The 23,806-nt window shown below is 66.6% G+C and carries 16 protein-coding genes; 6 read left to right on the forward strand and 10 right to left on the reverse strand.

Annotated elements, in window-relative coordinates:
* Positions 1-744, forward strand: a complete 744-nt coding sequence (locus CIHUM_RS10060) for a class I SAM-dependent methyltransferase (RefSeq protein ID WP_074432075.1) — start codon at positions 1-3, stop codon at positions 742-744.
* Here the strand turns inward: CIHUM_RS10060 and CIHUM_RS10065 are convergent.
* Together CIHUM_RS10065 and CIHUM_RS10070 are read right to left on the reverse strand one after the other, a co-directional pair.
* Positions 741-1,481: an Abi family protein gene (locus tag CIHUM_RS10065; protein ID WP_158293383.1), complete on the reverse strand. Its 741-nt coding sequence runs from the start codon at positions 1,479-1,481 to the stop codon at positions 741-743. The genes CIHUM_RS10060 and CIHUM_RS10065 overlap by 4 nt on opposite strands.
* A 173-nt stretch (positions 1,482-1,654) precedes the next feature.
* Positions 1,655-3,481: a phosphoenolpyruvate carboxykinase (GTP) gene (locus CIHUM_RS10070; RefSeq protein WP_035000218.1), complete on the reverse strand. Its 1,827-nt coding sequence runs from the start codon at positions 3,479-3,481 to the stop codon at positions 1,655-1,657.
* A 273-nt stretch (positions 3,482-3,754) separates the two neighbouring features.
* On the opposite strand from CIHUM_RS10070, the gene trmB reads away from it, so the two are divergent.
* From trmB to CIHUM_RS10095, 5 genes are all read left to right on the forward strand, one after another.
* Complete coding sequence (gene trmB / locus CIHUM_RS10075; RefSeq protein WP_035000219.1) at positions 3,755-4,525, forward strand: tRNA (guanosine(46)-N7)-methyltransferase TrmB; 771 nt, start codon at positions 3,755-3,757, stop codon at positions 4,523-4,525.
* A gap of 2 nt (positions 4,526-4,527) precedes the next feature.
* Positions 4,528-5,202, forward strand: a complete 675-nt coding sequence (locus CIHUM_RS10080; RefSeq protein ID WP_035000220.1) for an NYN domain-containing protein — start codon at positions 4,528-4,530, stop codon at positions 5,200-5,202.
* A gap of 10 nt (positions 5,203-5,212) precedes the next feature.
* The gene (locus CIHUM_RS10085; RefSeq protein ID WP_035000221.1) at positions 5,213-7,516 is read left to right on the forward strand and encodes an MMPL family transporter; all 2,304 of its coding nucleotides are present in this window, start codon (positions 5,213-5,215) and stop codon (positions 7,514-7,516) included.
* A complete protein-coding gene (locus tag CIHUM_RS10090; RefSeq protein ID WP_035000222.1) occupies positions 7,506-8,492 on the forward strand; it encodes a lysylphosphatidylglycerol synthase transmembrane domain-containing protein in 987 nt (328 codons plus the stop codon). The genes CIHUM_RS10085 and CIHUM_RS10090 overlap by 11 nt, the downstream gene beginning before the upstream one ends.
* A gap of 79 nt (positions 8,493-8,571) precedes the next feature.
* Positions 8,572-8,919, forward strand: coding sequence for a DUF3054 domain-containing protein (locus tag CIHUM_RS10095; protein WP_243427186.1), 348 nt, complete (start codon positions 8,572-8,574; stop codon positions 8,917-8,919).
* A gap of 130 nt (positions 8,920-9,049) precedes the next feature.
* On the opposite strand, the gene CIHUM_RS10100 is transcribed toward CIHUM_RS10095, so the two are convergent.
* The 8 genes from CIHUM_RS10100 to CIHUM_RS10135 all read right to left on the reverse strand — a co-directional run bounded on the left by CIHUM_RS10100 (position 9,050) and on the right by CIHUM_RS10135 (position 23,793).
* A complete protein-coding gene (locus CIHUM_RS10100) occupies positions 9,050-10,591 on the reverse strand; it encodes an acyl-CoA carboxylase subunit beta (protein WP_035000223.1) in 1,542 nt (513 codons plus the stop codon).
* Positions 10,588-15,294: a polyketide synthase Pks13 gene (gene pks13 / locus CIHUM_RS10105; RefSeq protein ID WP_035000224.1), complete on the reverse strand. Its 4,707-nt coding sequence runs from the start codon at positions 15,292-15,294 to the stop codon at positions 10,588-10,590. Before pks13 ends, CIHUM_RS10100 begins: the two co-directional genes overlap by 4 nt.
* A gap of 35 nt (positions 15,295-15,329) precedes the next feature.
* Positions 15,330-17,147 (reverse strand): FadD32-like long-chain-fatty-acid--AMP ligase, encoded by a 1,818-nt coding sequence (locus tag CIHUM_RS10110; RefSeq protein WP_035000225.1) that lies wholly within the window; start codon positions 17,145-17,147, stop codon positions 15,330-15,332.
* Between the two features lie 36 nt (positions 17,148-17,183).
* Complete coding sequence (locus CIHUM_RS10115) at positions 17,184-18,140, reverse strand: cutinase family protein (protein WP_035000226.1); 957 nt, start codon at positions 18,138-18,140, stop codon at positions 17,184-17,186.
* Between the two features lie 24 nt (positions 18,141-18,164).
* Positions 18,165-18,665, reverse strand: coding sequence for a DUF732 domain-containing protein (locus CIHUM_RS10120; RefSeq protein ID WP_035000228.1), 501 nt, complete (start codon positions 18,663-18,665; stop codon positions 18,165-18,167).
* Positions 18,665-20,620 (reverse strand): alpha/beta hydrolase-fold protein, encoded by a 1,956-nt coding sequence (locus CIHUM_RS10125; protein ID WP_035000230.1) that lies wholly within the window; start codon positions 20,618-20,620, stop codon positions 18,665-18,667. The genes CIHUM_RS10120 and CIHUM_RS10125 overlap by 1 nt, the downstream gene beginning before the upstream one ends.
* Positions 20,621-20,901: 281 nt before the next feature.
* The gene (locus CIHUM_RS10130; protein ID WP_035000231.1) at positions 20,902-21,915 is read right to left on the reverse strand and encodes an alpha/beta hydrolase; all 1,014 of its coding nucleotides are present in this window, start codon (positions 21,913-21,915) and stop codon (positions 20,902-20,904) included.
* A gap of 66 nt (positions 21,916-21,981) precedes the next feature.
* The gene (locus CIHUM_RS10135; protein ID WP_035000232.1) at positions 21,982-23,793 is read right to left on the reverse strand and encodes an arabinofuranosyltransferase AftB family protein; all 1,812 of its coding nucleotides are present in this window, start codon (positions 23,791-23,793) and stop codon (positions 21,982-21,984) included.
* Between the last annotated feature and the right edge of the window lie 13 nt (positions 23,794-23,806).

A 23,806-nucleotide genomic window follows, 5' to 3' on the forward strand; every position in this document is an offset into this window, starting at 1 on the left:
ATGCACCGTACCCGCCGGATGGCCACCTTTTCCCGCTCGCTCCGGCTGTTGCGCGCGTTTTCTTACGAGCAGTTCCGCCCGCGCATCTTCTACTCCCTGCTCGCCCGCGACACGCGTTCGCTTCTCGACGCCCTCTCGCACGACCTCCTGGGCACCCCCGTCACCGGCCAGTCGGTACTGGACGTCGGCGGCGGGCCCGGCTACTTCGCCGACGCGTTCTCCGACTGCTTCTACGTGGGCCTCGAGCCGGACATCTCCGAAATGTCGGCCGCGGGGATATCGGGCTTCGGCTCCGTGCGCGGCGACGGCACCGCCCTTCCCTTCACTGACGATTCCTTCGACGTGGTGTACTCCTCCAACGTCGCCGAACACATCCCGAACTGGCAGGCCATGGGCGACGAGATGCTGCGCGTGGCCAAACCCGGCGGGCTGGTGGTGCTCAGCTACACGGTGTGGCTCGGCCCGTTCGGTGGACACGAGACGGGGCTGTGGCAGCACTACGTGGGCGGGGAGTACGCGCGGCGTCGATACGCAAAAGTGCACGGCCGCGACCCGAAGAACATCTTCGGCGAGAGTCTGTTCGCCGTCTCCGCGCGCGAAGGGCTTGCCTGGGCGGAGGCAACCGGCCAGCTCGCTGCGGCATTCCCCCGCTACCACCCGCGGTGGGCGTGGTGGGTCACCCGCGTGCCGGTGCTGCGCGAGTTCGCGGTGTCAAACCTCGTGCTTGTCCTGCGCAAGGGTTAGAAACGCGGTCGCAGCAGCAAATTACGTTGCACCCGATCCATTTTCTTCATCACCCCGAGCGTCTGGGGAGACATCGCATGAACCAACGCGTACATGTCAGCCAATCGTTCTTGATGGTCAACGTTGAGTATTTGTTCCTGATGGCTCACACGGTTTCTCAACCTACGTAGCTGCTCGAGAGCAGTCGCAACAGCGTACCCGCTCTCCACCTGAACTGGAACAGAAGGATGAATGCTTGATCGGTGCGCGTCTACGAATTTTTCGGCCAATCCCGGAAACCCACCGGAGAGTGCATGTATCCACAGGTTCTCCTTCGCCGAGAATCCACTCGCGAAATTCGAGCGGTTGCGCGGGGCCTGCAAGGGGAATAATGAGCTGATATTGCCGAATGAAAGCTGCGAAATTCGATCATCTAAGGTTATCGGAGCACTAAACCGCGGATGATTTCGCGGTCTGCGGCGAGCACTGCTTTCCGCAGCGTTTAACGCGTCTGAAGCCATTCGACTGACCGCTTTCTTTAGCGGTTGAGCCGGATCCTCCAACCAATCCTCAGTGTTCCCTTGAGCTTGATTCCACTTTCTGAGTTCGCAATCAATACGATTGCGCAGTACGGGCTCGAAAATCGAGAGAGCCTCATACCAGGCCGATGCCACTGCGCTTTGCCACAGGTACAAGGACTGAACGGAGCGGTCAGAAACAGAGTTCGCGCTACGGCCTGTCTCCCCCACAATGGCCATGCGGTATGAGTGCACCCGTGCACTGCTAAGCCCCCGAAGCATCCCACCACTCATGCGGGTAACGCTAACAAAAAACCCGCCTTTCGGCGGGTTTTCTGCAAAATTAACAACAGATCCTGTCTGAAGTTTTCCAGCAGCGACGTTACAGCATTACTGCCGTGCTACACAAGCGCCTACTTCGCCGCAGCCTGCACTCGCTCGTCGAGTTTGGCCAGCTGGTCGAAGATCTCCTGCGGCACGCGGGAGCCGAGGCCCTCGAGGTAGCGACGGGAGTCTGCGACATCTTCCTTCCACAGCTCCGGGTCGGCGGTGAGTGCCTCGCGCACGTCCTCGATCGGGGTGTCCAGGCCGGTCAGATCCAGGTCCTCGGCGCGGGCGGTGTAGCCGACCACGGTCTCGTCGGCGTCGACGTTGCCCTCGATGCGGTCGATGACCCACTTGAGCACGCGGGAGTTGTCGCCGAAGCCCGGCCACAGGAAGCGGTCGTCGTCGCCGCGGCGGAACCAGTTGACCAGGAAGATCTCCGGCATGCGGTCGCCGCCCTTTTCACCCATGTCCAGCCAGTGCTGGAAGTAATCGCCCACGTTGTAGCCCATGAACGGCAGCATGGCCATCGGATCGTGGCGCAGGGAGCCGACCTTGGCTTCCGCAGAGGCGGCGGTCTGGCCGGAGGAGAGCATCGCGCCGATCATGGTGCCGTGCTCCCAGTTGTGGGCCTGCGTGACCAGCGGCACGGTGTCCGGGCGGCGGCCGCCGAAGAGGATGGCGTCGATCTTGACGCCCTGCCAGTCGTTGAACTCCGGTGCGGCGGCCGGGCACTGCTCGATGGCCACGCAGTAACGGGAGTTCGGGTGGGCGGCCTTGGAGGAGGACTCAGGCGTCCAGTCCTCGCCGCGCCAGTCGATGAGGTGGGCGGGCGCCTCGCCGTCCATGCCTTCCCACCAGACGTCGCCGTCGTCGGTGAGCGCGACGTTGGTGAACAGGATGTTGCCCGGCTCCATGCTCTTCATGGCGATCGGGTTGGAGGCGTAGTTGGTGCCTGGCGCGACGCCGAAGAAGCCGTTTTCCGGGTTGACGGCGTACAGCCCGTCCTCGCGCAGCTTCATCCAGGCGATGTCGTCGCCGACGACCTCGGCCGTCCAACCGTCCAGCGTCGGGGTGATCATGGCCAGGTTGGTCTTGCCGCAGGCGGACGGGAAGGCGGCCGCGATGTGGTATGCCTTGCCCTCCGGGGAGGTGAGCTTGAGGATGAGCATGTGCTCGGCCATCCAGCCCTCTTCTTTCGCCATCACGGTGGCGATGCGCAGGGCGTAGCACTTCTTGGCCAGGATGGCGTTGCCGCCGTAGCCAGAGCCGTAGGACCAGATCTCCTTGGTCTCCGGGAACTGGGAGATGTACTTGGTGTCGTTGCACGGCCACGCCACGTCTTCCTGGCCCGGCTCGAGCGGGGCGCCGACGGAGTGGAGGCAGTGCACGAAATTCTCGCCCTCGATCTTTTCCAGGGCCTGGGTGCCCATGCGGGTCATGATGCGCATGGAGAGCACGACGTAGGCGGAGTCCGTCAGCTGGACGCCGAGCTTCGGGTCCGGATCGGAGATGGGGCCCATGCAGAACGGCACGACGTACATGGTGCGGCCGCGCATGGAGCCTTCGAAGTGCTCCAGCATCTCCTCTTTGAGGGCTGCCGGCTTCATCCAGTTGTTGGTCGGGCCTGCATCTTCTTCGTTCTCGGTGGAGATGAAGGTGCGGGACTCCACGCGTGCCACGTCGGACGGGTTGGAGCGGGCGAGGAAGGAGTTGGGGCGCTTTTCCTCGTTGAGCTTGATCAGGGTGCCTGCGTCGACGAGTTCGGCGGTGAGGCGGTTCCACTCTTCCTGGGAGCCGTCCGCGAAGACGACCTTGTCAGGTTGGAAAAGTTCGACCGCCTCGTTGATCCAAGCGATGAGCTTGTCGTTGTCGGTGGGGTTGGTCCCCTCCAGGCGCTTGATTTCGGCGGTCATTTACGTACTCCTTGTGTAACTGGTTATGGCCAGTGCGCGTGCGAAATTCATCGTTGTTGCGCCCCAAGAGTATCGAAACGGGCGTTCATCTGGCCAAAAGTTCCGATCAATTCACTCGTACTGGATATAACCAGCTGGCACGAGCACGACCTTTGTCGCAAGCGGGGGTGGAGCTCTACCCCCGCCACCCGTTCTCGGGCATTTGCTTTACGACGCCTCCGGGGGTGACCCGTGGAGCTTGCGTTTGCCCAGTTCATGTGGACAATAAATTTGATGAATAATACTGAAAATTTGCGCCCGGGAACGGGCGAATTGCCGGCGGGCCGCCCGCTGCAAACCGAGTTCGACACCGGTCTGGACTACCCGCGCCTGGGGTCTGTGACCTTCCGCCGCGGCACCCTCACTGAAAACCAGGAAGCCCTGTTCGATGAGCATTGGCCGCGCTTAGGTCGCGTGCTGGCGGAAGGCTCGGACGAGCGCATCGACGTCGACGAGTGGTTCAATCGCACAGGCCACCCCACGATTGTGGAGATCGGCTCCGGCACCGGCACCTCCACCGCTGCGATGGCTCCGCTGGAAGCGGACACGAACGTCATCGCCGTGGAGTTGTACAAGCCGGGCCTGGCCAAGCTGCTCGGTTCGGTGGTGCGCGGCGGCATCGACAACATCCGCATGGTGCGCGGCGACGGCGTGGAGGTCCTGGCCCGGATGTTCGGCGAGGAGTCCCTCGACGGCGTGCGCATCTTCTTCCCGGACCCGTGGCCGAAGGCGCGCCACCACAAGCGCCGCATCATCCAGTCCGGCACCCTGAATCTGATCGCCACCCGTTTGAAGCCGGGCGGTGTGCTGCATGTAGCCACGGACCACGCGGATTACGCGGAGTGGATCGACGAGCTGGTGAACGTGGAACCGATGCTGGAGTACAGGGGGTGGCCGTGGGAGGATGCGCCGCTGCTCACGGACCGACAGGTGATCACTAAGTTCGAAGGCAAAGGCATGGACAAGGATCACGTGATCCGCGAGTACCTGTGGGAGAAGAAGTAGCCATGGATCTGCAAGCGCTGTCGCACCCGTACACCCCAGGCGCGTCCGCCGGCCCGGAGAGCCTGCTGCTGGTGTGGGACGCGCCGAACCTGGACATGGGCCTCGGCGCGATCTTAGGCGGGCGCCCGACTGCGGCGCACCGCCCCCGCTTCGACGCGATCGGGCGCTGGCTTATCAGCGAAGCCGAGGCCCGCGCTGACGACCTCGGCCGCGACATTGAGCCGGAGGCGACGGTGTTCACCAACGTCTCTGCCGGCGGAGCGGATTCCATCCGTCCGTGGGTGGAGGCGCTGCGCAACGTCGGCTTCGCCGTGTTTGCCAAGCCGAAGAGCGACGAGGATTCGGACGTGGACCGGGACATGCTGGCCCACATTGAGCGCCGCCGCGAGGAGGGCGTGCTCCAGGGTGTCGTGGTCGCCTCGGCGGATGGGCAGAACTTCCAGGAGCCGCTGCTCGAGCTCGTCGACGCCGGCATCCCCGTCACCGTCCTCGGCTTCCACGAGCACGCTTCTTGGGCGGTGAACTCCCCGGACGTGGACTTCGTGGACTTGGAGGACATCCCGGGCGTGTTCCAGAACCCGCTGCCGCGCGTGAACCTGGACCGGCTGCCGAACGGCGGCGCGTGGCTGCAGCCGTTCCGCCCGCTGCGCTCCCTGCTGCACAACACCCGCGACTAGGAGGCCGGAGATGTTTTACAAGTGGGGCCGTTTTGCGTTCCGCCACCGCCGGATCATCCCGCTGGTGGTCATCGTGCTCATCCTGGCCATGCAGGTGCTGTTCGGCTCGAAGCTGGGCGAACGCCTCTCCCAGGAAGGGTGGGAGGATCCGGGAGCGGATTCGACCACGGCCGCGGTGATCGAGCAGGAGACGTTCGGTCGCGACAACTCGGGCGATGTGATCGTTTTAGTTAGCGCCAACAACGCCGACGACCCGCAGCTGACGGAGGCGGCCAACGCCCAGCTGACCTCGCTGCGCGAGCAGTTCCCCAACGAAATCGCCCACATCACTAGCTACTTTGAGCGCCCCAACCCGCAGCTGGTCAACGCCGAGCACACCAAGGCGTTCGCGGCGATCGGGCTCAAGGGCGACGGCGAGCAGACGCTGAAGGATTTCCGCACCATCAAGCCCGCGCTCGAGGCGATGGAGCTGCCGGGCGCGACCGTGCAGGTCGCCGGCGCGACCGCGGTGGCCGACGCGCTGGACGAGGGCATGGCCGCCGACATCGCCCGCGCCGAGAAGGTCGGCCTGGTGTTCGTGGCCGTCATCCTGCTGTTCGTTTTCGGCGGCGTGGTCGCGGCCGCGATGCCGCTGATCGTGGGCATTTTGTCCATCATCGGCTCGCTGTCGCTGCTCGCGGTGCTGGCGCAGTACCAGCAGGTCAACATCTTCTCCCAGTCCATCATCACGCTGCTGGGGCTGGGCCTGGCCATCGACTACGGCCTGTTCATGGTCTCGCGCTTCCGTGAGGAGCTGGACCGCGGCGCCGAGGTCGAGGAGGCGGTGGCGGTGACCACCAACACCGCCGGCAAGACCGTGTTCTTCTCCGCGCTCATGGTGGGCGTGGCCTTGTCCGGGCTGCTGATGTTCCCGCAGGCTTTCCTCAAATCCGTGGCCTACGGCGCGATGAGCGCGGTGCTGCTCGCCGCGGTGATCTCCGTGGCGGTGCTGCCGGCGCTGTTCGGCATGCTCGGCCCCAAAATTGACTTGTGGTCGGTGCGTAAAGCTTCTCGACGTTCACGTCGCCTCGAGGACACCGTCTGGTACAAGATCCCGGCGTGGGCGATGCGCCACGCCAAGGCTGTCGTGGTCGGCTGCGCGGCGCTGTTGCTCCTGCTCACCGTGCCGATCGTGGGCATCACCTTCGGCGGCATCAACGAGACGTACCTGCCGCCGAGCCAGGCCACCCGCCAGGCCCAGGACGAGTTCAACGAGGAGTTCCCCGCCTTCCGCACCGACCCGGTCAAGCTCGTGGTCACCGGCGCGGACAACCAGCAGCTGGTAGACATCGTGATGCAGACCCGCCAGGTCGAGGGCCTGGCCGCGCCGCTGAAGCCAGCGCACGCCACGCAGGACGGCACCACGGTGCTTTCCGCCCCGCTGGAGGATAGGGCCGGGGGCGCGGACGTCGTGAAGCAATTGCGAAACATTAACGCCCCCGAAGGTGTCGAGACCTACGTCTCCGGCACCCCGGCGATGGAAACCGAATCCATCGAGGCGCTGCTGAAGCGCCTGCCGTGGATGGCGCTGTACATGGTCATCGCCACGTTCCTGCTGATGGCGCTGGTATTCGGCTCCGTGATCCTGCCGGCGAAGGCCGTGATCATGAACGTGCTTGGCATCGGTGCCACGCTCGGCTTCCTCACCGCCGTGTTCGTCGACGGCCTCGGCGCCGGCGCACTGAACTTCACCCCGGGCCCGCTGATGAGCCCGATTCTGGTGCTGATCATCTCCATCCTCTACGGCCTGTCCACGGACTACGAGGTCTTCCTGGTCTCCCGCATGGTGGAGGCCCGCCAGAACGGGCTGAGCACCGACGAGGCGATCAAGCGCGGCACCGCGCACACCGGTGGCATCATCACCGCCGCGGCTGCCATCATGATCGTGGTCGCCGCCGCCTTCGCGCTCAGCGAGATCGTGATGATGAAGTACATCGCCTACGGCATGATCTTCTCGCTGGCCCTCGACGCCACCCTGATCCGCCTGCTGTTCGTGCCCGCGGTGATGCACATGCTGCGCGAGGACAGTTGGTGGGCGCCGCGCTGGGTGAAGCGTTTGGCCGGTGCGTTCGGAGAGGGCTCAAGCCTATCGACGCCACCGCGCACCGAAACCCCCATCACCGAAATGGTGCCCGACACCCAACCCGGCCGCGCGGGAGTGTCGGTGTCCGAAGACGCCTCCCTGGTGCCGTTCACCCAACTCATGCGCGACCTGGAGGAACGCCGCGCACGCCAGGCGTTAGAGCAGCTGAAGAAGAAGGAACTTGAGCGCTAACACGTGGCGGCAGTGGCTACGCTGGCTCGCACCCGTGGCCATCTTGGTGGTCGTGCTGGTGGTGCTGCGCGACCAGATGCCCTTTTTCGGGGAGGCGTGGAGGGCCGTCAGGGGTGCGTCGATAGGCCCACTGCTGCTGTCGGTGGCCACCGCGGTGCTGTCGCTGGCAGCGATGTCCGGGGTGATGCAGATCCTGCTCAACGTGGAAGGCCGCATCACGGGGGTGGCCCGCACGAACGCGATCGTGTTCGCCTCCAACGCCTGGTCCACCACGGTGCCGGGCGGGCCGGCGCTGTCGGCGTGGCTGACGTTTCGGGTGCACCGGTCCTGGGGCGCGTCTGTGGGGTTGTGCGGCTGGTTTTTCGTGGTCTCCGGCGCACTGTCGACGGTGTGGATGGTGCTCATCGGCGTCGTCGCGGTAGCGCTACTGGGCGCGGAGCTGTCGATGTGGTCGCTGGTGGGCACCCTGGCAGCGGCATTGGCGACCATCGGCGCGGTGTTTTGGGCCACCCTTAACCCGGCGGTGCTGAAGCGCTGGGTGCAGTTCCTGCCCGAGAAGGTGCGCGGGCGGGTCGTGGACGTGATCGACCAGGTCTCCGCGATCCGCATCTCCGCGCCGGCGTTTTTCGCGGCGTCCGGGCTCTCGCTTACGAACCGGCTGCTAGATCTGGCCACGATGGTCTTCGCCGTGTGGGCCGTGGCCGGCCAAGGCGCGCCGCTTGCCGGCGTGTGTCTGGCGTTCATCATGACCAAGCTGGCCGGCTCCGCCCAGGTCACGCCGGGCGGACTCGGCACGGTGGAGCCCGTGGCGGTGGGCATGCTGGTCGCCGCAGGGCTGCCGCTGGCCCACGCCACGGCGGCGACGGTGGTGTACCGGGCCGTGTCATTTGTGCTCATCACCGCGATCGGGTGGGTGGTCTACGCCGCGGTGTACGCGGGCCAAACCCCTCTGCGCACCGCATCCGCCGCACAGTGACAACCGCAGCCTGCGGGTACCCGGTGTTTCCGCCCGGCGGACTCATGGACAGGATGTTCGGGCGCTACCATCTTCGGTTATGACGCAACGCATTTCCCGACCCTCCGCGATCGCGGCAGACTACGTCGCCATCGCCGTGTTCGCCCTGCTCGCACGCGCCGCCCACCAGACGGATGAGATGCCGTTCAACTTCACCGGCTGGCTGTCCACCCTGTGGCCGTTTGCCCTGGGTGTGACGCTGGGCTGGCTGATCACGCGCAAGAACAACGGCGGGATCATCTGGATCGCCACCGTGGTCACCGGCCTGGTCATCTGGGGCATCCGCAACCAGGCCATCCCTCACTGGTCCTTCATCGTCGTGGCCACGCTCATGTCCGCGCTGCTGATGCTCGGCTGGCGCGGCGTGGCCAAACTCGTGCGCAAGTAGGGCTTTTAGAACCCGATGCCGAAGTTCCAGGCCGGGTTTCCGGTCTGGATGCCATTGATAAACCAGACCAGCATGCTGATCAGGTCGCCGACGATGTCAAGAGTGGAAGAAAGCATGGGGTGAAACCTTACTAGAGGGGACTAATGGTGTGCTTCTTAGGCAGGTCGAATTCCTGCTTGGAGGCTAGCTGGCGCAGGGCTCGTCGTAAAGCGAGGCGGGTCTGCGACGGTTCGATCATCTGGTCGATGTAACCGCGCTCCGCGGCGACGTACGGCGAGGTCATTTCCTGGTCGTAGAAGTCCATGAACATCTTCTTCATGGCCTCGCGCTGCGCCGGGTCCTCGATGGCGGCGAGCTGCTTGCCCTGCAGCATCACCACCGCCGCCGCCGAACCCATCACCGCGATCTGGGCGGTGGGCCACGCCAGGTTGATGTCGCCGTTGAGGTTCTTCGACCCCATCACCGCGTACGCGCCGCCGTATGCCTTGCGCACCACCAGCGTCACCTTCGGCACGGTGGCCTCCACGCCCGCGAACGCGAACTTCGCGCCGCGGTGAATCAGTCCCTCGCGCTCCTGCTCCACGCCCGGCAGGTAGCCGGGGGTGTCCACGACGTAGACGATGGGGATGTTGTAGGCGTCGCAGGTGCGGATGAAGCGTGCGCCCTTGTCGGCGGCGTCCGCGTCGATGCAGCCCGCGGCGTACATGGGGTTGTTGGCGACGAAGCCGACGGCGCGGCCGTCGATACGCCCGAATGCGCAGATGAGGTTCTCCGCGTACCCGGACTGGACCTCGACGAGGTCCTCGTCGTCGCCGAGCTGTACCAGCAGGTCCATCATGTCGTAGCCGGCGTTGGTGTCGTCGGGCATGAAGGTGTCCAGCGCTGAGTCGTCGAGCTCCTCGTCCGGCTGCGCGGCGACGACGGGCGCGGCGTCGAACGTGGACGTCGGCAGGTGCGCCAGCAGGTCCTTGACGTAGTCGAAGGCGTCCTCCTCCGTCGCCACAACCGCCTGGATGTTGCCGGCGGCCTCCTGCACGCGCGCGCCACCGAGCTCGGCGGAGGTGATGTCCTCGCCGGTGACCTCGCGGATCACGTTCGGGCCGGTGACGTACATCTCGGACTCGCCGTCCACCGCCACCACGAAGTCCGTGGTCACCGGCGCGTACACGGCGCCGCCAGCGGACTTGCCCAGCATGATGGAGATCTGCGGCACGCGGCCCGACAGCGGCAGCTGGCGCTTCGCGATCTCGGAGTACATGGCCAGCGACGTCACCGCGTCCTGGATGCGCGCGCCGCCGGAGTCCTGGATGCCGATCACCGGGCAGGAGATCTTGATGGCGAACTCCATGACCTCGGTGACCTTGCGCCCGAACGTCACGCCGACGGACCCGCCGTAGACGGTCTTGTCGTGGGCGTACACCGCAACGGGGCGGCCGTCGATGCGCCCGTAGCCGGTGACCACGCCGTCGGAGTAGACGGCGTCCGGGTCGCCGGGGGTGCGGGCGAGCGCGCCGATTTCGACGAAGGAGCCTTCGTCCAACAGCGCGTCGATGCGCTGGCGCGGGGTGGTGCGCCCGGCGTCGTCGCGGCGCTTCCGGGAGCGCTCAGAGCCCGGGTCCTGTGCCTTGTCCAGGCGCTCGCGCAGGTCGGCGAGTTTGTCTGCGGTACTCATCGCTTCCCCTCAATCCATGCGTTCATATGCTTGCCGACGATCCCCACCGCCGGCTCGTCCACCACCGCGAGGTGGTCGCCGGGTAGGTGGACGATAGTCAGGTCGTCCACGATAGCGCCCCAGCCGCCGTCCTCGTCGATGTGCGCGTAGTTCGGCTCGAGCTGGATCGCACCGTCGTGCATGCGCTCGGAGCGGAACAGCAGCACCGGCACCTTGACATCCGCCCAGCGGCTAAAGTCCAGGTGGTTGAGGATCTGGTTGTCCACGAAGCTCGCCCGCTGGTGCTCGAGCACGCCGGCGGCCAGGCCGTGCTCGGAGGCGTCGGTGGTGGCCAAAAACTCGGTGAGCATTTGCAAAAGCGCGTCTTCGCCGGCGGTTTCCAGCAGCTCGTACGGCACGTCGAACTCGAGACCGTACGTCTCCTTGGCAAAGGCGGCGTAGCGGCCCCAGCGCGCCTTCGTCTCCTCGAGCGTGTCCGGGATCGGCTCGGACGGCTGGGTGGTGTCCAGAAGCGCGATGTAGTCGATCTTGTCGTTGCCCAGCTGGTGCGCGACCTCGTAGGCCAGCGCGCCGCCGAACGACCAGCCGGCGAGGACAACCCTGCGCCCTTCGGCAATGCGCTCAATGTCCTTGACGTACTCGGCGGCGCGCTCCTCCAGGGAGCCCTCGAGGCGTTCGACGCCGTAGACGGGCACGTCGTCGCCGAGCCTGCGCGCGAGCGGCGCGTACACCGACGACGAGCCGCCGGCCGGGTGGAAGACGAACACCGGGTTGGCGGTGCCGTCGCGGAAGACGCGGATGTTGCCGTCCACCGGCGTCTCCAGCCCCTCGCGCACGAGGTTCGCCAGCGGCTCGAGCGTCTCGGCACCCAGCACGTCGTCCGCGGTGACCTCGATGCCGGAGCGTTCGGTGAGGTGGGCGGCGATCTCGCTCGCCTGCTCCTTGCTAATCTGCGGCAACGCCGACGTCACACCAGCCGCCGCGGCACCAGCGTGCTTCGCCCACGCTCCGAAGACCATGCGCTCGGAAGCGTCGCGTGGGGCAACGCCCACGCCCTGGGTCTTCTCGGTGGCCGCGGCCGGGTCGCGTGACTCGTCGTTGTACGCCAGCGGCTGCGGCTCCTCGGATTTGCCGGCGACGGCGTCTTCGACGATGCGGATCACGTCGGCGACGGAGGCGTCGCGAAGCGTTTGCACCTGCAGCGGCGGGATCTGGAAGTCGTTCTCCACACGGTTTTTGATGCGCATGCCCATCAGGGAGTCCAGGCCGAGGTCGATCAGCGGCAGCTCGTCGGGCAGGTCTGCGGCGTCGTAGCCCATGGACTCGGAGACGATGTCGCGCAGGCGGTCCTCGACCGATTCGCCGGAGTTGGGGTCCCAGCGCACCGCGTCATCGGTGTCATCGGTGTCGGCGGTGTCGGCATCGGCCGATGGTTCGTCGTCACGCGGATGCTCCATGACACCCTGCACCGGTGCGCGGTCGATGGTGGAAGCGAAGCCCTCTGCCACCAGCGCGGAACCGTCGTACACCTTGACGGACACCCCGCCGAGCGAGGAGGCGACGATGGTGGTCACCTCGCCGTCCGCGGGCAGGTAACCGTGCTCCTCGGTAGCCACCACGCGCGCGTTCGGCGAGACCTCGGCGGCGGCGGACTCGATGAGTTGGTACGGGCTGAAGATCTGGTCGGCGGCGGTGGAAAACGCCACTTCGCCGCCCGGCAGGCGCACGCGCGAGCCCAAAAGCGACGCGCGCGAGGACGACGGGCGCGCCGGCGTCCAGTGGTCCACCTGCCTGAACATGGTCTTCGGCGCCTGCACCACTTCACCCGCGCCGTAGAACGCGCCGAAGTCCACGCCCATGCTGTTCACGTACAGTTTCGCGGCGAGGTCCAGCAGCGATTCCAGCTCGTCCACCTTGCGCTTGGTGGTGTACAGCAGCTGCGCGTCCGGCTTGCCGGCGGCGAACGCGGTGTTCATCATGCCCATCAGCGCCACCGGGTTCGGGGTGATTTCCACGAGCGTGGTGTGGCCGGCGTTAAACGCGGCTTCGGTCGCGTCCTGGAAATACACCGGGTGGCGGGTCATGCGCAGGAAGTACTCATCGTCGTGGACGATTTGGCCGGGCTGGTACACCTCGCCGCGGTCCACGGAGGAAAACAGCGGCACGCGCAACGGGCGTGCGTTCAGGTCTGCGATTTCGCCGGCGAGGTCGCCCATGATCGGGTCGAGGGCGCTGGTGTGGCCGGCGCCGCGCACGTTGAGCTTGCGCGCGAACTTCTCCTCGGCTTCGAGCGCGGCCACTACGTAGTCGACGGCCTTGCCCGGCCCGCCGACGGTGGTCATGCCGGGCCCCGCGTACACGGCGGGCTCCACACCGGCCGCCTGCTCATGCTTATCGACGAACTCCGTCAGATCCTCGCGGGAGAGCTCCACCACCGCCATGGCGCCTTCCTGCTCAGTGCCGGCGATCATGGCCTCGCCCTCGCCCATCAAGCGGGCACGCGCGGTGGCGACGAGGATGCACTCCTCGGCACTTAAGCCGCCGGCGCCGTAGGCCGCGGCGATCTCGCCCATGGACATGCCCATCGTCGCGGCCGGGGTGATGCCGGCGGCGGCGAGCAAGTCGGTCTGGGCGATCTGGATGGCGGTGATGGTGACCTGGCCGTTTTCGGTGTCGTAGGTCAGCTCGTCGTTTTCGATGATCTCGAGCATGGACCAGCCGGCCTGGAATTTGACCATCTCGTCCAGCTCGCGCATGCGGCGTGCGAACAGCGGGGAGCGCGTGATGAGCTCCTTGGCCATCTTGCGGTGCTGGGATCCGAAGCCGGAGTAGACGAAGACCGGGCCCATCGGGGTGGGCGCGTCTGCGGCGGCGATGCCGGGGCCGATCTTGCCGTCGGCGACCTGGCGAAGGCGGCGCACGGCGTCTTCAACGCCAGTCGCCTGCACGACGGCGGCTGAGCGGCCGTGGTTGCGCTTGGCCAGCGAGCGCGCGACGGGGATCAGGTCGGCATCATCACGGCCCTCGAGGAAGTCCGCGAGCACGCCGGCGGCCTCCTTGCGTCGCGAGGGTAGAAGGCCCGACACCGGCAGCGCCGCCACGGAAACGCCCTCGAACGCAGCCTCGGTTTCCGTGGCTTCGAGGTCGTAGTCGGCCGGGTCGTAATCGGCGACGACCACGTGCGCGTTGGTGCCGCCGAAGCCGAAGCCGGAAACGCCGGCGACGCGGCGGCCGGAGTAGCGCGGCCACTCGCGCGGGTCCTGGACAACTTCGATGCGCTCGGCGTCGAAGTCCACGTAATGGTTCGGGCCGGCGAAGTTGATGGACTCCGGGATCGTGTCGTGCTTGAGCGCCTCGAGCACCTTGATCAGCGCCACCACGCCGGCGGCGGATTCGGAGTGGCCGATGTTGGACTTTGCCGAGCCCAGCAGCAGCGGCGCGGCCGTCTCGCGCCCGCGGCCGAGCACCTCGCCCAGCGCGGCGACCTCGATCGGGTCGCCCAAGATGGTGCCGGTGCCGTGGGCTTCGACCAGGTCCACCTCGTGCGGGTCCACGCCGGCGTCGGCGTAGGCGCGACGCAGCACATCCACCTGTGCCTCCGGGTTCGGGGCGGTGAGCCCGTTAGAGTGGCCGTCGGAGTTCGTCGCCGAGCCCTTGATCACGGCCAGCACGTTGTCGCCGTCGCGCATTGCGTCCTCGACGCGCTTGAGCACCACAAAGCCCGCGGCGTCGGCGCGGACGATGCCGTCGGCGTCGTCGGAGAAGGCGTGGATGCGCCCGGTGGGCGAGATCACGCCGAGCTCGGAAAACGCCAGCGACGCGAACGGGTTGGCCAGGATGTTCACGCCGCCGGCCAGGGCGACGTCGGCCTCGCCGTCGCGAAGCGCACGCATCGCGTGGTGCACCGACACCAGCGAGGACGAGCACGCGGTGTCGACGTTCATCGACGGACCGCGGAAATCGAACGCGTAGGAAATGCGGTTCGGGATCACGGCCGAGGACGCGCCCGTCAGCGCGTACGGGTGCGCCTCGTTCGGGTCGGCGGCGATGAGCATGCCGTAGTCATTGTTGGATGAGCCCACGAATACGCCCACCGGCTCGCCGCGCAGCTCGCTGGGCGCCAGGCCGGCGTCCTCGAGCGCCTCCCACGCCACCTCGAGCATGATGCGCTGCTGCGGGTCCATGTTCTGCGCCTCGAGCGGGGAGATGCCGAAGAACTCGTGGTCGAACGACGCGATGCCGTCCATGTACCCGCCGTCGGTGTTTTCCTCGGCCATCTTGGTGCGCACTACAGGGTCGCCCAGGTATTCGTCCCAGCGGAGCGGGGGGAGGGGGCCGGTGGCTAAGCGGCCGTCGATAAGCAGCTGCCAGAACTCGTCGTTGTTTTTCGCGCCCGGGAAGCGCCCCGCGGAGCCCACGATCGCGATGTCGTGGGAGCTCGTTGCTTCTCGACGTTCAACCTCCGGCGCGTCCTGCCTTTGTGCAAGGAGCGCCTTCGCCAGCGCCGTGATGGTCGGGTACTGGTAGGCGACGGTGGGGTCGACCCGCCGGCCGAGCTTCTTTTCCAGCTCGCCGGAGAGGATCACCGCATCGCGGGACGCGAGGCCGTAGGTTTCGAGCGGCGTGGTCGGGTCCACCGAGTCGACGCCGGTGGCGCCCTCGACCCAACTGGTGAGCCACTGGATCAGTTGATGCTCGTTCATAACAGTTCAGAGTATCGCCCATTTTGGGCTTTTCGTTACTCTGCTGCAGCGTGTTCGCGTTCGGTGAACTGCTTCGCGTTGACGCGGCGGGCGATCTTGCCTGCGGTGGAGCGGGCCACCCCGCCCGGCGCGCGGAACTCTACAACCTCGGGCGAGATGCCGTGGTTGGTGGTGATGGCGGAGCGGATGGCGTCCTCGGCGGCGGCGTCGCCGTCCTCGGTGGCGCCGTCTGCGCGCTCAGCGAGGATGATCAGGCGCTCCACGTCGTCGCCCGGCACGGCGAACGCGGCGACGGAGTCCTTGCGCACGTGGTCGGTGGCCTCCATCGCGGTGGCCTCGATGTCCTGCGGGTAGTGGTTGCGGCCCGCCACGACGACGAGGTCTTTCACACGGCCGGTGATGTAGAGGTGGCCATCCAGCACGGTGCCGAGGTCGCCGGTGGCGCACCAGTTGTCCTTGGGCAGGCCGTCCTGGAGGGTGGTGCCGATGGTGTTGCGGAAGGTCGCCTCGGTTTCCTCCGGGCGGTCGAGGTAGCCGGCGGCGACGTTGTTGCCGTTGACCCAGATCTCGCCGATCTCGCCTTCCGGCAGTTCGTTTTTGGTTTCGGTGTCCACGATGGCGAAGTGCATCCACTTCACCGGCTGGCCGTTGGACGCCATGGGCACGCCGTCTTCGGCGGGCACCGCCTTGCCCTGCGCCAGCGCTTCGCGGTCGAACTCCACGAACTTCGGACGGTCTTCGGTGCGGTCGGTCGACACCAGCAGGGTGGTCTCCGCCAGGCCGTAGGAGGGGCGCAGCACAGTACGGTCCAGGCCAGAGTCGCCGAACGCGCCGATGAAGGCTTCCACGCCCGGCTTTGTCACGGATTCGGAGCCGATGATGATGCAGTCCACGGCGGAGAAGTCGTACTGGTCGGGCGACTCCGGCGCCGCGTAGCGCGCCGCGAGGTCGAGCGCGAAGTTGGGGATGCAGGTGTAGATGTGGACGTCGGCCGGATCGTCGTCACGCCTGGAAAGCTTGTCTACCCAGCGCTTCGGGTTCTGCAGAAAGTCGCGCGGGCTCATAATATCCAGCGCCTGGCCGAGCACGACGCCGAGGATGGCGACGATGACACCCATGTCGTGGTGCTGCGGCAGCCACGTGGGGATGCGCATCGGGGCTTCGAACCGCAGCGCCTCGTTGATCTGGAGCACGTCGGTGACCAGCGCTTCGTTGGTGATCATCACGCCGGCAGGGTTGCGGGTGGAGCCGGAGGTGTACTGCAAAAAGCAGATGGCGCCGGCGGTGTCCTCGCCCTCGACCGGGGCGATGGGCTGCCAAGACTCCGCGAGCGTGTCCGGCAGGGAGTCCGCGGCGAGGATGCGGGGGCGCTCGGCACCCGGCCGGTCGGCGAAGTAGGCGCGCACGGCCGGGGCGCCGGCGGAGTTGGTCACCACGAGCCGCACGTTGGCGTCGTTAAGCACGGCGCGCAGGTGGGCTTCATGGCCGGGCTCGTTCGGGTCGTACAGCGGCACCGGCACCAGTCCGGCGTACAGCGCGCCCATGAACGCGAAGAGGTATTCGGCGGAGTTCGGAGCCATGATCGCCACGCGCTCCCCCGGCTCGCCCACCTGCGCGAGACGCGCGGCGACGGCTTTGATGCGGGTGTTGACCTGGGTGCGGGTGAACTCGCGGGCCTCACCCTCCGGGTTGGAGGTGTAGTCCCAGTCGCGGATGTTCAACGCGTCACCGCCGCCGGTGGCGAGGTGGGCCTGGTAGATGGTCTCGCTCAGGCGTGGGAGGGTGAAGTGCTCTGGGAGCGCGATTTGGCCTTTGTCGTCGAAAAACTGCGCGATGAGCTGCTGAAGATCCATACCCGTAACTCCTTTGCGGGGCAAAACTATTTTGGGCTACAAACTTTCTACCACGTTCTGCACCCAACCTACAGTCCATTCCGGCACGGTGGTCCCGGGAATGACGGCCGGATTGGTCGCGTACATGGCGTGATTGCCGTTCGCCGCGATGAGCGCGTGAGCCCGGTCGATGGCGTTGCCCACGCCCTTCGGCGCGTCGCAGACGGTGTCGTCTGGCGCGCAGATCTCAAACGCGCGGTCCTCCACCAGGCCGAAGCCGCCGGGGCGCGGGCCGGTCATGGTCGCGCCCGGGGTGACCCGGTCCACCAGCGTCTGCAGCGGCTGCATGACAATCTCCGCGCCCACGCCTGCGACCTCGGCGCCGGGGTTGACGCCCACGCCGTTTTCGCGCCGGCCGTCCGCAATCATCACCGCGCCCAGCAGCCGCTCCGGGTCGATCGGACCTTCACTATTGCCGATCTTCGACGCCACGTCGCCCACGATCACCGCGCCCTGGGAGAACCCGGCGATGATGAACTTCGTCGACGGGCATGTTTCCGCCACAAACCGCAGCTCGCCGGAAAGCTTCGCGGTACCTTCGGCGCGCGAGTCGTCGTACGTCATCTCGGCGCGGCCGTGCGCCGTCTGGATGTTCCTGAACTGCGCGGTGTACGGCACCGTGAACACGCGCACGTGGTTGATGTCGTACATCTGCTGCAGCGGCTGGGTGATCGAGAGCATGAAGCTCGCCGGGTTCGCTGCCGGGGCAAACGGGTCATCGTCCGCCGCGGACTCCCAGGTACCGGGCACGGAGACGAACTCGACCGCGGGGCACCAGTCCGGCTCCGCCGCTTGCGTCTCTGACGGGGAGGCAGGAGCCTCGGACGTTGCCAGCGGGCCGTCCGCCGACGGCAGCCCGGTCTCGCCGGAGCGCCACTGGTAGATCCCGAGTCCGATTAAAGACAGCACCACAATCACTGCGGCGACGACAAATACGTTGCGCGATGTGCGCATGAGCCCAGGCTCCCTTCTGTACTGCTAGGAGCAGAGGTTGGCGCGGGCGGTGTCGCTGATCAGCGCCGCCACGCCCGCCGCGTCCATGTCGGTGCGGCGTTGCTCCACAAGCTGACCTGCCACCGCGTCGCGGGTGATCAGGTTGTCAGCGCACACCGTAGCGCCGGTAGCTGTGAGCTGGTCTTCAATCCCGTCGACGTTGATTCCGCTTTCCCTGAGGGTGGCCAGGTATGCCTCTTCCTGCGGGGAGAAGGCGCTGGCTTGCTGCGGCACGTCGGTCACCTCGCGGGCCGGCTGATCGTCGACGCGTTTGCTTTGCGACGACACCACAGCCGACGACGACGGAGCCTCCGACGTTTCCGTCGTTTCTGCAGTTTCCGTAGTTTCCGTCTCGGATTCAGTTTCAGCCTCGGAGGCCACCGTCGGAGTGTCGGTCACGTCGTCCGAGTCCACGGTGGCGCCCCCGCAGGCGGCCACGGCGACGGCGGCAGCGGCCGTCGCAAAGCAGAAAGCAACCTTGCGCACTAGTTCTTCCTTACATCAACACGGCCGTTGACCTGCTGGATCGTGCCGTTCTGGAAGTCGATCGTCAGGCCGCCCGCCGGAATCTTTTCCATGTCCTTGACCGGCCAGCCCAGCTCACCCTGCTCGTAGCCGCGCTTGCCCCACTCGTCGAAGATGTCGCCGGTGAGGATGGTGTGCGCGCCGGTGGCCGCGGACCAGTAGATATTGCCGTGCTCGAACGGCTGGAAGAAGCCGCCCTTGACCGCAATCTCGTTGCCGGTCGGGTACCCCAGCTCAGAGGTGGCGGTGCCGATCTCGCCGTACTTCTCCGCGATCGCGCCGTGAACGATGAAGTGCGTGCCGTCCGGGTTGCGGGTGAGGAAGCCGCCCTGGAACTTCTGCACGTAGCCCTGACCCACCTGGTTTGCCTCGGCCACCGGGTACTTCAGGTCGCCGCCCTCGTAGCCGTTCTTGCCCCACGCAGCGAACATGTCGCCCGGGATGGCGTAAGCGCCGGTCTCCGGGGTCCAGTACACCGAACCGTGCTGGAAGTGCACAAAGCGGCCCACACCGTCCGGTGCCGGGGTCTCGCCCGTGACCGGGAAGCCCAGCCAGCCCGCCGGGCCGCCGAGCGCGTTGTACTTGGCCAAGATCGCGCCGAACAGCGCGTGCGCGCCAGTGTCTGGGGACCAGTAGGCGGTGCCGCCGCGGAAGTCCTGGGCCTTGCCCTTGGTGTCCTTCCCCGCGTCGTACTCGTCGTTGACGCAGGAGCCGATCGTGCCGGACTTGGTGGCCTCGGCGATCGCGCCGACCGGGGTGCACTTGGAGCCGCGGTCCGCCTCCGGCACCTCCAGCGCGTTGGCGATGTACGGCCATGCCTGCGCCATCTCGAACTGCCAGTACTCCCAAGAGTGCACACCCGACGGGCGGAAGCGCACAATCGGCTTTACCGCGGTGCGCGAGGCGTAGTCCACGAACGTCTGGGTGGACAGGCGGGACAGCACCTCCAGGCCGATGCCGGCCGGGTTGGCCTGGCCCTTTGCTACGGACTCCGGGTTGCCGAAGTCGTCGCGGCCGGAGCCTGCGGAGACGTAGACCGTCATGTCCTTCAGGTTCTCAATGCCCAGCTTCGGGTCGTGGTCGATCCAGTCCTGCGAGCCCAGCGGACCCCACATCGCTTCCGCGTTGTAGCCGCCGGCGTCCATCTGCGCCGCCTTGATCGCGGTGGGCATGCCGGTGGTGGTGGTGTCCAGGTAGCCGGAGAAGGAGCCGACGAACTTGAACAGGTGCGGGTTGCGCTCAGCCAGGTTGACCGCGGCGGTGCCGCCCATGGACAAGCCCACCACGGCGCGGGAGCCATTGGAGCGGAACTCGTTGTCCAGCACCGGGACGAGCTCCTTGGTCAGGAACGTCTCCCACTTGTAGTGCTTGCCGTTGTTCTCGCGCTGCCAGTCGGAGTAGAAGGAGGACTCGCCGCCGACCGGCAGGATCACATTGACGTTCTTGTCGGCGTAGAACTGCTCGATGTTCGTCTCGATGGTCCAGCCGTTTTCGTCGTCACGCGCGCGCAGGCCGTCGAGCGCCCACACCTCGGGGAACTTCGCGGTCGGGTTGGAGTGCCAGTCGCGCGCCAGCAGGATCTGCACCTGGATCGGGTGGTCCGGCATGGACGGGGAGTTGATAAACACGGCGACGCGGCGGTTGGTGATCCACTCGATGCGGTCCACCTTCACGCCCTCGGGCAGCCCCGGGATCTGCGGGGTGGTCTCCACCTCGATCGGGGTGCGCTTCGGCGGGTCGTGCGGGCGCAGGCCGTCGGAGATGCCGCGGTTCGAAGACATCTGCGAGGACAAGTCACCCGGCAGGCTCGACTGCGCGTTGGCGGGGCTGACAGCGACGGGTGCCAGCGTGAGGGCAAGGGCGGCGGGCAGCACCGCGGCGGCGAGCCGCGTTGGGGTGGTTCGGTTGTCTCGCATGAGTCTCCTACCTCGTCTGGCTACTGGTGTCACAAGAGTATCGACCAAAAGCTTAAGTTTCACTTGAAGGTTTAGTCGTGTGCGACACGCGATGCGTTACGACGAGCCCCTCCCCCGCCCCGGGCCCAATCCGGCCCCAATCCACGCAAATGGTGAATCTTCGATGGTGAATCCGTGCTCCACAGCAGGTTTTCACCATCGGCGGTTCACCATTTGCCCCGAAAAGGCCAAAACCGGCGCACCGCAGGCGCTGCGGTAGCCGGTTAGTGATTGGTAGGCGCCTACCAGGCGTTCATCACGTTGAGGATGCGCGGCTTGGTGGCCGCGAGCTGGCCACCGAACTGGTCCCAGTTGTGCAGGCCGGTCGGGGTGAACACAGCGGTGTGCTTCACGCCGGTCACGGTGGCCTTCGCGGACCATGCGCGGGTGGTGGCGTTCGCAATGTTTTCCAGCGCGATGCCGGATGCGCGGTGCTGCGGCAGGTACTTCTCGTCGGCCGGGCCCGGCACGCCGGAGCCTGCGGAGACGTAGACGTCGCGGCCGCGGAGGTTGCCCATGTTCAAAAACGGGTCGTTTTCAAAGCGGCGCGGGTTCAGCGAGGAGCCCCACATGGCGTTGAGGTTGTACATGCCGCCGTCGAGAAGCGCGGCGCGAAGCGCGGTCTGCGCACCCGGGACGGTGGTGGTCAGGTAGCCCGAGAAGGACAGCACCTGACGGAACTGGTTCGGGTGCAGCGCGGCGAGGTTGATCGCGGCGGTGCCGCCCATGGACAGGCCGAGGATGGAGTTGTTCGTGGGCGAGACGCCGAAGTGCGTCTGCAGGTAGGACGGCAGCTCCTTGGACAGGAAGGTGTCCCACTTGTAGGTCACCGGGTGGTTGAAGTCGTAGGTCGCCGGGGCGTTCCAATCGGTGTAGAAGGAGGACTGGCCGCCAACCGGCATCACCAGGGTGATGTTGTTGTCTTTGAACATCTGGGCGGCGTTGACGTCGTTGACCCAGGCGTTGGTGATCTCGGTGGCGCGCAGGCCGTCGAGCATGTACAGGCCAGCGTTGCCGGCGCGCTGCGCGGGCTGGATCTGGACGGGGATGTGGCGGTTCATCGCGGGGGACCAGACGGTGCAGCGCTGCACCCAGAACCCGACGCGGTCCCACTCGCAGTGACCGGTGGAGTCGGGTCGCAGCCAGTCACGGTGCGCCGCTGACGCCTGCGGGGCGCCGATCACGGCTGCCAGGCCGGTGACCAGGGCCATCAGCAGCGCGGTGAGCTTACGGCGCACAGAATTTTTGGAGTTCATAGATCCCCTCAAAACGTGTTTTCAGGCAAAAGACACGTTTACGTTACCAATTAGAAACGTGCTCCGCTATTTCCTAGCGTGCGCCTCCACCGGCCAGGCGATCTGTGCGCCGTCCATCCCGGGGTTGGCCCCGCGGCGGATTGCCCGGCGGGTATCGGCGTCGATATAGAGGCCGGGGTCGCTGGAAAGCTGCAGCGTGCGGCCGTCGCGAAGCGAATACCGCACGTTTTCCCAGAACCGCTCCCAGCTCATGGGTTCGCGCGACGTGGCCAGAAGTTCGGAGATTTCGGGGCTGCGCAGCGCGGCACGCGCCTGCTTCGCGCGCATGGAGCTGATAAACGGCGGCAGCCCGTCCAGGTAGGTGTCGGTGTCGGCGGCCTGCCAGGCGGGGTCGAGGAATTTGTCGTGGCCGACGCGGCCTTTCGGGTCGCGCGGCATGCGCGCGGCGATTGGGGTTGCCAGGCCTACGGTGTCCAGGATGCGCACGTCGAGAGGCGCGTTCATGCTGGTCATTCCCAGGTTGATTAGATACGCCGTCAGCGGCAGGTTGCTCAGATCCGACTCCTCGTCCTCGCGGTCGCGGTAGTACCAGCTGTACAGCTCCGGCTCCGCCGAGACGTAGGCGAGGTTGAGCTGCGCGGCGTCGGCGTCGATGGCGTCTTCCAGGGCGTCTTCCCAGTTCTGCATGAGCTTGGAGCCGAGGAAATCTTCGGCGTAGCGCGGCGGGTCAGTCAGCTCGCGGCCGACGGCGAGCGTCCAGAACTCCCGCTCGTCCACGATGCCGAGTTCTTTCTCGCCGGTCTGGTACGCCTCCCAGTCGATGGGGTGGGCGCGCACGATGGTTACGCCGGCCCACACGGCCACGGCGGTCGCCAGGGCAATGCTGACGCGCGTAATCGGCACGGCCATCGCGGGCAGCAGCAGCGCAAACAGGGGCAGAAGCCACATGCGCCCGTGCATGAAGTCGCCGCCGACGCGCAGGACGTAGAGGATGTGGGCGAGCGCGCAGCCGGTGACAAGCAAAACAATTGCTAATCGACGTCCTCCGGTTCCCCGCATCATCCACCCCACCAACGCCGCGGTGGCAAGCACGGGCAGCCAGAGCCAGTAGTAGCCCACGAAGTCTGCGAAGTACTCGAACCCGCGCGCCCACTCGGCGCCGGACGCCGATTTGGCCACTGCGGTGTGCGGGGTGATCAGGCCGTAGTACCCCATGCGGAAAAGCTGGTAGGCGGCAGGTACAGGCAGCGCCGCGGCAAGGATGCCGGGGGTTTTGCGCGGGGAACACCAGATGAGCAGGATGCCGGTCACACCTCCGTAGAGGGCCAGCTCCGGGCGCACGAGCCAGGACATTCCGCACCAGAAGGCGAGGAAGTAGCCGGCTCCCGGCGCGCGGCGGCGCACCGGCTCCGCCCACGCCACCAGGGCAGCCCACCACCCGGCGATCCACAGCAGCGACAGGCCCCACTCCAGCCCTGAAGTGGCGAAGTCGCGCGCCGGCGGCAGCGCCAGGTAGATGATGATGCCGAGCGGGAGAACCGGCCCGACCTTGCCCCAGTAGCGGCCCGCGGCGTAGGTGGCCAGCGCGGCGGCAGCGATGGTGAACAGGAGCGCGAGCCACATGGCTACGTCTTCGAGCCGGGCGCCGGTCACCCACCCGGCGGCGGTGATCAGGTACTGCCACAGGGTGGAGGTGTTGGCCTCCACTCGCTCGCCGGCATTGAACACGGGTCCGTTGCCCGCCAGCAGGTTGCGCACGGTGCGCAGGACGATCAGCCCGTCGTCGGACATCCAGCGGCGGGTCCATCCGCCCCAGAACGCGAAGATGCCCGCGACTACGGCTGCGGCGAGCACGGAGAGGCGGGCGGTCTTTGTCATTGCGACAATGTTA

The organism is Corynebacterium ihumii, from assembly GCF_028609825.1.
GTDB lineage: Bacteria > Actinomycetota > Actinomycetes > Mycobacteriales > Mycobacteriaceae > Corynebacterium > Corynebacterium afermentans.